The following is an 8,822-nucleotide window of genomic DNA, read 5'->3' on the forward strand; positions in this document are numbered from 1 at the left end:
ACGATCTTCTTCAGGACCGGGTGCAGAATGGTGCGTTCGACACGGACCACGATGGTCTTGTCGCCCTTATCGGAAACGACCACGCCTTCCAGAATACGTTTCGGCATCAATGGTCTCCTTAGGCCGAAGCCTGCTTGCCGCGCAGGATGGTCTTCAGCCGGGCGATGTCCTTGCGGATCTCGTTGACTCGGTGGGTCTTCTCCACCTGGCCGGTCGCCGCCTGGAAGCGCAGATTGAACTGCTCCTTCTTCAGGTTCAGCAGCGACTCGGCGATCTGATCGGGGGTCATGCCCCGGACGTCAGCGGCTTTCATCACGCGTGCTCCGCGATAGGATCGATGCGGGTGACGATACGGGTCTTCACCGGCAGCTTGGCGGCGCCAAGGCGCAGGGCTTCACGGGCGATATCGTCGGGAACCCCGTCGATCTCGAACATGATGCGGCCGGGATGAACCCGGGCGGCCCAATATTCCACCGAGCCCTTGCCCTTGCCCATACGGACTTCGGCAGGCTTGTCGGTGACGGGAAGGTCCGGGAAGATCCGGATCCAGACCCGGCCCTGACGCTTCATCTGGCGAGTGATCGCCCGACGAGCGGCCTCGATCTGGCGCGCGGTGACGCGTTCCGGTTCGAGGGACTTCAGGCCATACGAGCCGAAGTTCAGCGTGAAGCCGCCCTTGGCCGCACCATGGATGCGACCTTTGAACTGCTTCCGAAACTTGGTCTTCTTAGGAGACAGCATGACTAGTAATCCTTACGCGCCAGCCTGGTCGCGGCGGTCGCGACGCGGGCCACGGTCTCCACGATCGCCACGTCCGCCGCCCTCGCCGGCCGGGCCGGATTCGGTGGCCAGACGCTTGTCCAGAGCCATGGGATCGTGCTCGAGGACTTCGCCTTTGAAGACCCAGACCTTCACGCCAATAATGCCGTAGGTGGTCTTGGCTTCAGCGAAACCGTAATCGATGTCCGCCCGCAGGGTGTGCAGCGGCACGCGCCCCTCGCGGTACCATTCCATACGGGCGATTTCAGCGCCGCCCAGACGACCCGAGACGTTGATCCGGACGCCCTTGGCGCCGAGACGCATGGCCGACTGCATCGAACGCTTCATGGCGCGACGGAAGGCGATCCGGCGCTCAAGCTGCTGGGCGATGTTCTCGGCCACCAGCTGGGCGTCGGTTTCCGGCTTGCGGATCTCGACGATGTTCAGGTGCACGTCACCGTCCGTCAGGGCCGACAGATCCTTGCGGAGCTTGTCGATGTCGGCGCCCTTCTTGCCGATGATCACGCCGGGACGCGCCGCATAGATGGTGATGCGGCACTTCTTGTGCGGACGCTCGATGATGATCCGCGAAACGCCGGCCTGGGCCAGGCGCTTCTTCAGTTCCTTACGGATCTTCAGGTCTTCGTGCAGCAGCCGCCCATAGTCACGTCCGTCGGCGAACCAGCGGCTGTCCCAGGTGCGGTTGATGCCGAGGCGAAGCCCGACTGGATTGATTTTCTGACCCATCAGGCAGCCTCACCAAGTTCGCGGACCACGATGGTGATCTCGGAGAAGGGCTTCTCGACCCGCGAGGCGCGGCCACGCGCACGTGCATGGAAACGCTTCATCACCAGGTTCTTGCCCACGAAGGCCTCGGCGACGACGAGCGAGTCGATGTCGAGGTTGTGGTTGTTCTCGGCGTTGGAAACGGCCGAATACAGCGCCTTGCGGACATCGCGAGCGATGCGCTTCTGGCTGAATTCGAGCTCGTTCAGCGCCTGCTGGACCTTGAGGCCGCGGATCGACTGGGCCACCAGGTTCAGCTTCTGAGGGCTGATCCGCAGGGTCCGCACCTTGGCCATGGCCTCGACGGACGCCAGGCGGCGCGCTTTCGCTTGCTTGGCCATGACTACTTCCTCTTGGCCTTCTTGTCGGCCGCGTGACCCGGGAAATACCGGGTCGGAGCGAATTCGCCGAACTTCATGCCGACCATCTCTTCAGAGACCAGGACGGGCACATGCTTGTGGCCGTTGTGGACGCCGAAGGTCAGGCCGACGAACTGCGGCATGATGGTGGAGCGACGCGACCAGGTCTTGATCGTGTCCTTGCGGCCGGAGCTTTGAGCAGCTTCGGCCTTCTTGAGCAGGTATCCGTCGACGAACGGACCTTTCCAGACGGAGCGGGTCATGACTTAGCGGGCCTTCCGAGCATGGCGCGAGCGGATGATGAACTTATCCGTCGTCTTGTTGGTGCGGGTCTTGCGCCCCTTGGTCGGCTTGCCCCACGGGGTCACCGGGTGGCGACCGCCTGAGGTCCGGCCTTCACCACCACCATGGGGGTGGTCGATCGGGTTCATGGCCACGCCGCGGACGTGAGGACGACGACCCTTGTGGCGCGACCGACCGGCCTTGCCGAGGACTTCGTTCATATGGTCCTGGTTGGACACCGCGCCGACCGTGGCCATGCAGGTGTCCTGGACCATGCGCAGTTCGCCGGAGTTCAGGCGGATCTGCGCGTAGCCGGCGTCGCGGCCGACCAGCTGGGCGTAGGCCCCGGCCGAACGGGCGACCTGGCCGCCCTTGAGGGGCTTCAGCTCGATGTTGTGGATGATCGTGCCGATGGGCATGCCGCGGAGGGGCATGGCGTTGCCCGGCTTCACGTCAGCCTTTTCGGAGGCGATCACCTCATCGCCGGCCTTCAGGCGCTGCGGGGCCAGGATATAGGCCAGTTCGCCGTCGGCGTACTTCACCAGGGCGATGAAGGCGGTGCGGTTGGGGTCGTACTCCAGACGCTCCACAACGCCGACCACGTCGAACTTGCGACGCTTGAAGTCGACCTTGCGGTACAGGCGCTTGGCGCCGCCGCCGCGGAAGCGGACAGCGATACGGCCACCGCCGCCACGCCCGCCGGACTTGGTCAGACCCTCAACGAGGGACTTCTCAGGCCGGCCCTTGTGGAGCTCGGACTTATCGACCAGCACCAGGCCGCGACGGCCGGGCGAAGTCGGATTGAATTGCTTCAAGGCCATCGGATCAGAGCCCCGTGGTGATGTCGATCGACTGGCCTTCGGCCAGCGTCACGATGGCTTTCTTGACGTCGGAACGACGACCGGTGATGCCGCGGAAACGCTTGGTCTTGCCCTTGACGTTCAGGGTGTTGACCTTGGTCACATTGACCTTGAACAGCGTTTCGACAGCGGCGGCGATCTCATCCTTGGACGCGTCGGCGGCGACCCGGAAGACGACCTTGTTCTGCTCGGAAAGCAGGGTCGCCTTTTCGGTGATCACCGGCGCCAGGACGGTGTCGTAGTGGCGGGCGGTCGGCTCAGCCATCACGCAGCTTCCTTCTCAGAGAACCGCGCATTGATCGCTTCCACCGCGTCCTTGGTGAGGACCAGGGTGTGGCGACGCAGCACGTCATAGACGTTCAGGCCGGCGTTCGGCAGGACGTCCACATTGGGGATGTTGCGCGCGGCCAGGCGGAAGTTGCCGTCCACTTCGGGACCGGCGATGACCAGAGCATTGGTCCAGCCGAGCTTGGCGAAGTTGGCGCGCAGCGCCGCGGTCTTGGCCTCCGGGATGGCCGCGGAGTCCAGCACCACGAGGGCGCCGGCCTTGGCCTTGGAGGACAGGGCGTGACGGAGCGCCATGGCGCGGATCTTCTTGGGCAGATCGAAGGCGTGGCTGCGGACCACGGGACCGTGGGCCTTGGCGCCGCCGACGAACTGAGCCGCCCGGCGCGAGCCGTGACGGGCGCCGCCGGTGCCCTTCTGCTTGTACATCTTCTTGCCGGTACGCGAGACTTCGTTCCGCACCTGGATCTTGTGCGTGCCAGCCCGGCGCTTGGCGAGCTGCCAGGTCACGCAACGCTGAAGAATGTCGCCGCGGATTTCTTCGATGCCGAAGATGGCGTCGGACAGCTCAATGGAGCCGCCCTTGCCGCCGTCGAGGGTGATGACGTCGAGCTTCATTATTCCTGCCCCTCCGCAGCCGGCTCTTGAGCCGGGGCTTCTTCGGCCGCAGGCGCGGACGCCTGGGCGCCGGTCTTGCGGACGCCAGCCGGCTTCGGCGCGTCAGCCGGAAGGGCCGACTTCACCGCGTCGCGGATCTTGACATAGGAGCCTTCCGAGCCGGGGACAGCGCCCTTGACCAGGATGAGGTTGCGCTCAGCGTCCACCCGCCAGACCGTGAGGTTCAAGGTGGTGACGGTCTCGACCCCGTAGTGGCCGGCCATCTTCTTGCCCTTGAAGGTCTTGCCCGGATCCTGGCGCTGACCCGTCGAGCCGTGGGCCCGGTGGGAGACAGACACGCCGTGGGTGGCGCGCATGCCGCCGAAGTTCCAGCGCTTCATGGCGCCGGCGAAACCCTTACCGATGGTCACGCCGGTCACGTCGACCTTCTGGCCGGGCACATAGTGCTCGGCGCTCAGTTCGGCGCCGACCTCGACCAGGTTGTCTTCGGACACGCGGAATTCGCCAAGCGTGCGCTTGGGTTCGACCTCGCCCTTGGCGAAGTGACCGCGCAGGGCCTTGGTGGTGTTCTTGGGCTTCTTGAAGCCAGCGCCGAGTTGGAGGGCGACGTAGCCGTCCTTCTCCTGGGTGCGCTGCGCCACGACCTGGCAGCCTTCAAGGCTAAGGACGGTGACGGGAACATGGACGCCGCTTTCATCGAAGAAGCGCGCCATGCCCAGCTTTTTGGCGATCACGCCGGTACGCATCGGCTTGGTCCCCTTAGAGCTTGATCTCGACGTCCACGCCGGCGGACAGGTCGAGCTTCATGAGCGCGTCCACGGTCTGCGGGGTGGGGTCGACGATGTCGAGCACGCGCTTATGCGTGCGGATTTCAAACTGCTCGCGCGACTTCTTGTCGATGTGCGGCGAGCGGTTGACGGTGAATTTCTCGATGAGGGTCGGCAGGGGGATGGGTCCCCTGACGGTGGCGCCGGTGCGCTTAGCCGTGTTTACGATCTCGCGAGTGGAATGATCCAGCACGCGGTGATCGAAGGCCTTGAGCCGGATGCGGATGTTCTGACGATCCATATCGCTCTTAATTTTCCCTACAGACGGCGGTCCGCCCGCGTGACTTTGACCATTTCAAAGACCAACTCCGGAGCCTCCAAAGTGAAAGGCGCCGTACGCGTAGCCCGCAAAAACGAATTCGGCCCTCGCGTCGCCGCGAAGGCTACCCCCAAGATCGCCGTGATAACGGGCGGTCCCGGGTCGTTCCGCGGACCGCGTCTGCGACAGAAGCCGCACAGCCGGTCCAACAGGAAGCGCGGTAGTACAGAGGCGACTCGCCTGCGTCAAGGCCTGCGAGCCGTCCCCTCCCCTTATGAGCCCTGTCCGACGCGAACTTCGCCCGATCCGATGACCGATCGGTCCACCGCGCCGCGGACCTGGCGGACACGGACGTCTCCGGAGCCGACGACGGAGGCCTGCAGGGCGCCGGCCTCACCGTCAAAGCGCACATCCCCGGAGCCGGCGATGGTCGCCGACATGGTCTCGACACGCCCCGCACCAACTTCCACGTCCCCAGAGCCTGCCACCCGGGCCTGCAGGCGGGGTCCGTTGAGGGTCGCCACCTTAATGTCGCCCGAGCCCGCCACGTCGGCCTCCAGGGGCCCGCTGACCTGACGCAAGGTCATATCTCCGGACCCAGCCACCCGCAGCACCGCTGACCCAGCGGTTCCCATCCGCATGTCGCCGGAACCGGCCTGCGAGGCCTCTAGCGCCCCGGCGACATTGGCGATGGTCCAGTCACCGCACCCGGCGTTGGAGATCTTCAGGCTCCGGCTGCGACCGACCGCCCCGAACACGGCGCCGCCCAACTGGATGTTCACGTCCCGGGGGGTGCGGATCACCACCTGGGGCATCTCCGCATAGGCCACCTCGCCGAGGCCGGCCACGGTGACCGACGGCCGGCCTCCACGGGGGTTGCAGGCGCGGATTCCCCGGTCGAGATCGCCGTCGATAATCACCTTGTCGCCCTCAGTACGGACGGTCAGGGGCAGGCTGGCGTTGGTGGTCAGGAATTCCACGCGGACATCACTTCGGGCCTCCGGGGCGACCACCACCCGGGCGACAGCGTCCCGGACCTCCACAGAGGCGGCCTGGGCGGCGCCTGCCAGCGACAGCCCTGCGGCGGCGAGGCTGAGGACGAGACTTGAACGGGCCATGGGCCGCTCCCTTGATTGATCTGTCGCGAAGCTAGCCGCGGGGGGACCAAGGAGCAGCTTAATTCGAGGTCATGACCTGACGGTCATCTTGGCCGGGCGGCGGCGCTCTTCTCGAAGGCCGCCAGCAGGGCTTCATGCCGCCACTGCTCCTTGGCCTTGTCGCTGGCCTCCACCAGGGATGCACAGGCGCCCCGCGGCGCGGCCGCGCCGATCTGGCCGCGACAAGCCTGCGTCGGGCGGGCGTATCGGCCGGGATCGGCCCAGAGCCCCTCGCCGCTCAGGAACGAGAAGGCCAGCGCGTTGCGGGCCGAGAGCTTGAGATCCTCATAGGTCGCACCATAGGCGTGGGCCCGCTCATACTCATGGGACAGGTCGATCCGAAGCAGACCCGCATCGTCGGTGGACAGGCTCACCGGCACGCCGCGGTCGCGCAGCCAGGCGTAGGGGTGCTCATCGGGACCGAGCTCCAGGATGACCGCATTGGAGGTGAGATTGACCTCCACCATGACGCCCGCGCGGGCCATCTCCGCCACCAGGGCCTCCGCGCCGGTCTCGTGAGGCAGATCCACCCCATGGCCGATACGCTGGGCGCCGGCGATGCGCACCGCCTGGGCGATATGGTCGCGCAGGTGTTCAGGGGGCGCATAGTCGAAGGTCAGCTCGCCGGCATGCAGGGCCACCGGCGCCAGCTGGCCGCGGCCGGTGAGGAAACCCACCATCTCCATGTGCCGGCTGTAGTTGGCCAGGGCCGTCGGGTGGTCCTCCGGCGCGACCATCTGCAGGCCGACCCAGCGGGGATCGGCCTGGACCAGGGCCACGCCGAGTTGCAGCTGGGCGAAGGTGGCCTCTGGCGGCAGGATACGGATCGTCTGGACGAGATAGCGGACGGTGACCTGGCACCCGGGCCGGGGCGCGGGTGTCTCACAGGCAAGCACCTGGCGGGCGCGGGCCTCCATGGCGTCGGCGCCGGCGATGGCGGCGCGCACAAGATCTGGAAGACCGGCGGCGTCGATCTCGGCCTTCATCTGGGCCAGATCGTCCTTGAGCCCGACCGTCAGGCCAAGCGCGGCTGCTGGACCGCCCTGAGGGGTGATCATGGCCTCGAGATAGAAGGTGTTCTGGTGGGCCAAGTCATCCATGACCACGGCCAGCATGTCGCCGACCCGTCCAGGGCCCAGGCCGCCGATCCGGTCGAACACCCCGAAGAACTGATCATGGCCCGAGCGGTCCAGGAAGCCCGGCTGCCGGGTGCTGAAGCTGTCCAGCAAGTCGGAATAGAGTTCGCCGTCCACGATCGCCTCGGCGGCGGGTCGCAGACCAGGGCGATCGCAGGGGGGCGGCGCCAGGGCGAGCTTGGGCACGTCGACGCATCGGCCGTCCTCGGCCGCCCAGGCCAGCAGGGTTTCGGGGAATACTGCGCCGGAGATGTGATTGTGCAGCTCACCGCCCTTGGGCATGGCCTTGGTGAAGGCGATCCGCTCGCCTGCGCTCATGGAGGCCAGATCGGGGCCCGCAGCGGACGCGCTGGCCAGGCCAAGGCTCACCGCAAGCGCCGCTGCGCCGATGAAGGTCTTCAGATGTCCCATGGCCCCCGCCCCTGATCCGCCCCGCTTGCGGCCCTTTGGCCGATAGCACAAGGCGGCCATCAAGCCAGGGGATCGCCCAAAGGAAAAGGCCACCGGGGTTTCCCCTGGCGGCCTTGGCCTTAGGTCAGGCTGTGAAGCCTTGGACTATTCGACGATCTTGGCCACGACGCCGGCGCCGACCGTGCGGCCGCCTTCGCGGATGGCGAAGCGCAGGCCCTGGTCCATGGCGATCGGGGTGATCAGCTCCACGTCCAGCTCGGCGTTGTCGCCCGGCATGATCATTTCCACGCCTTCGCGCAGCTTGATGATCCCGGTCACGTCCGTCGTCCGGAAGTAGAACTGCGGACGATAGTTGGTGAAGAACGGCGTGTGACGGCCACCCTCTTCCTTGGTCAGGATATAGGCCTCGGCCACGAACTTGGTGTGCGGGGTGATCGAGCCGGGCTTGCAGAGAACCTGACCACGCTCGACGTCTTCACGCTTGGTGCCGCGCAGCAGCACGCCCACGTTGTCGCCGGCCTGGCCCTGGTCCAGCAGCTTGCGGAACATCTCGACGCCCGTGCAGGTCGTCTTCTGAACCGGACGGATGCCGACGATCTCGACTTCCTCACCGACCTTCACGATGCCCTTTTCGATCCGGCCGGTCACCACGGTGCCGCGGCCCGAGATCGAGAACACGTCTTCCACCGGCATCAGGAACGGCAGGTCAACCGGACGCTCCGGCTGCGGGATGTACTCGTCCACCGTCTTCATCAGCGCCAGGATGGCGTTCTCGCCGATTTCCGGATCACGGTTTTCCACCGCCGCCAGCGCCGAGCCCTTGGTGATCGGAATGTCGTCGCCCGGGAACTGATAGGACGACAGCAGCTCGCGCAGCTCCATCTCCACCAGGTCCAGCAGCTCCTCGTCGTCGACCATGTCGACCTTGTTCAGGAACACCACCAGGGCCGGCACGCCAACCTGACGGGCCAGCAGGATGTGCTCGCGGGTCTGCGGCATCGGACCATCAGCGGCCGAGCACACCAGGATCGCGCCGTCCATCTGCGCAGCGCCGGTGATCATGTTCTTCACATAGTCAGCGTG

At 66.1% G+C, this 8,822-nt stretch carries 14 protein-coding genes; all 14 read right to left on the reverse strand.

Annotated features, from left to right (window positions below):
* Positions 1-107, reverse strand: a 107-nt coding sequence (gene rpsQ / locus Q8N19_RS07455; protein WP_305589306.1) for a 30S ribosomal protein S17, incomplete at its 3' end; no start/stop codon positions are given.
* An 11-nt stretch (positions 108-118) separates the two neighbouring features.
* A complete protein-coding gene (gene rpmC / locus Q8N19_RS07460; protein ID WP_293319368.1) occupies positions 119-313 on the reverse strand; it encodes a 50S ribosomal protein L29 in 195 nt (64 codons plus the stop codon).
* Positions 313-741: a 50S ribosomal protein L16 gene (gene rplP, locus Q8N19_RS07465; protein ID WP_293319370.1), complete on the reverse strand. Its 429-nt coding sequence runs from the start codon at positions 739-741 to the stop codon at positions 313-315. Before rplP ends, rpmC begins: the two co-directional genes overlap by 1 nt.
* A 12-nt stretch (positions 742-753) precedes the next feature.
* Entirely contained in the window at positions 754-1,506 is a 753-nt protein-coding gene (gene rpsC / locus Q8N19_RS07470) for a 30S ribosomal protein S3 (RefSeq protein ID WP_305312444.1), read from the reverse strand.
* Positions 1,506-1,886: a 50S ribosomal protein L22 gene (rplV, locus tag Q8N19_RS07475; RefSeq protein ID WP_293319374.1), complete on the reverse strand. Its 381-nt coding sequence runs from the start codon at positions 1,884-1,886 to the stop codon at positions 1,506-1,508. The genes rpsC and rplV overlap by 1 nt, the downstream gene beginning before the upstream one ends.
* A gap of 2 nt (positions 1,887-1,888) precedes the next feature.
* Complete coding sequence (gene rpsS / locus Q8N19_RS07480) at positions 1,889-2,167, reverse strand: 30S ribosomal protein S19 (protein WP_296567612.1); 279 nt, start codon at positions 2,165-2,167, stop codon at positions 1,889-1,891.
* 3 nt (positions 2,168-2,170) lie between these two features.
* A complete protein-coding gene (gene rplB, locus Q8N19_RS07485; protein ID WP_304755440.1) occupies positions 2,171-3,007 on the reverse strand; it encodes a 50S ribosomal protein L2 in 837 nt (278 codons plus the stop codon).
* A 4-nt stretch (positions 3,008-3,011) separates the two neighbouring features.
* Complete coding sequence (locus tag Q8N19_RS07490) at positions 3,012-3,311, reverse strand: 50S ribosomal protein L23 (protein WP_293319378.1); 300 nt, start codon at positions 3,309-3,311, stop codon at positions 3,012-3,014.
* Positions 3,311-3,949: a 50S ribosomal protein L4 gene (gene rplD, locus Q8N19_RS07495; protein ID WP_304755441.1), complete on the reverse strand. Its 639-nt coding sequence runs from the start codon at positions 3,947-3,949 to the stop codon at positions 3,311-3,313. Before rplD ends, Q8N19_RS07490 begins: the two co-directional genes overlap by 1 nt.
* Positions 3,949-4,695 carry a 50S ribosomal protein L3 gene (rplC, locus tag Q8N19_RS07500; protein WP_305589279.1) on the reverse strand — a complete coding sequence of 249 codons (747 nt, stop codon included), beginning with the start codon at positions 4,693-4,695 and terminating at the stop codon, positions 3,949-3,951. The genes rplD and rplC overlap by 1 nt, the downstream gene beginning before the upstream one ends.
* Positions 4,696-4,708: 13 nt before the next feature.
* Complete coding sequence (rpsJ, locus tag Q8N19_RS07505; protein ID WP_199616223.1) at positions 4,709-5,017, reverse strand: 30S ribosomal protein S10; 309 nt, start codon at positions 5,015-5,017, stop codon at positions 4,709-4,711.
* A 290-nt stretch (positions 5,018-5,307) separates the two neighbouring features.
* Positions 5,308-6,153, reverse strand: coding sequence for a GIN domain-containing protein (locus tag Q8N19_RS07510; protein WP_305589297.1), 846 nt, complete (start codon positions 6,151-6,153; stop codon positions 5,308-5,310).
* Positions 6,154-6,236: 83 nt separating this feature from the next.
* On the reverse strand, positions 6,237-7,739 hold the full coding sequence (locus tag Q8N19_RS07515) for an adenosine deaminase (RefSeq protein ID WP_305589302.1): 1,503 nt from the start codon (positions 7,737-7,739) through the stop codon (positions 6,237-6,239).
* Positions 7,740-7,883: 144 nt separating this feature from the next.
* On the reverse strand, positions 7,884-8,822 hold a 939-nt coding region (gene tuf, locus Q8N19_RS07520), incomplete at its 5' end, for an elongation factor Tu (RefSeq protein ID WP_305589304.1).

The sequence above is a fragment of the Phenylobacterium sp. genome, from assembly GCF_030693405.1.
GTDB lineage: Bacteria > Pseudomonadota > Alphaproteobacteria > Caulobacterales > Caulobacteraceae > Phenylobacterium.

Excerpts from the sequence above, each read along its gene's own strand:
- rpmC (WP_293319368.1), bottom strand. The coding sequence starts at position 313 with ATGAAAGCCGCTGACGTCCGGGGCATGACCCCCGATCAGATCGCCGAG.
- rplP (WP_293319370.1), bottom strand. The coding sequence starts at position 741 with ATGCTGTCTCCTAAGAAGACCAAGTTTCGGAAGCAGTTCAAAGGTCGC.
- rpsC (WP_305312444.1), bottom strand. The coding sequence starts at position 1,506 with ATGGGTCAGAAAATCAATCCAGTCGGGCTTCGCCTCGGCATCAACCGC.
- rplV (WP_293319374.1), bottom strand. The coding sequence starts at position 1,886 with ATGGCCAAGCAAGCGAAAGCGCGCCGCCTGGCGTCCGTCGAGGCCATG.
- rpsS (WP_296567612.1), bottom strand. The coding sequence starts at position 2,167 with ATGACCCGCTCCGTCTGGAAAGGTCCGTTCGTCGACGGATACCTGCTC.
- rplB (WP_304755440.1), bottom strand. The coding sequence starts at position 3,007 with ATGGCCTTGAAGCAATTCAATCCGACTTCGCCCGGCCGTCGCGGCCTG.
- Q8N19_RS07490 (WP_293319378.1), bottom strand. The coding sequence starts at position 3,311 with ATGGCTGAGCCGACCGCCCGCCACTACGACACCGTCCTGGCGCCGGTG.
- rplD (WP_304755441.1), bottom strand. The coding sequence starts at position 3,949 with ATGAAGCTCGACGTCATCACCCTCGACGGCGGCAAGGGCGGCTCCATT.
- rplC (WP_305589279.1), bottom strand. The coding sequence starts at position 4,695 with ATGCGTACCGGCGTGATCGCCAAAAAGCTGGGCATGGCGCGCTTCTTC.
- rpsJ (WP_199616223.1), bottom strand. The coding sequence starts at position 5,017 with ATGGATCGTCAGAACATCCGCATCCGGCTCAAGGCCTTCGATCACCGC.
- Q8N19_RS07510 (WP_305589297.1), bottom strand. The coding sequence starts at position 6,153 with ATGGCCCGTTCAAGTCTCGTCCTCAGCCTCGCCGCCGCAGGGCTGTCG.
- Q8N19_RS07515 (WP_305589302.1), bottom strand. The coding sequence starts at position 7,739 with ATGGGACATCTGAAGACCTTCATCGGCGCAGCGGCGCTTGCGGTGAGC.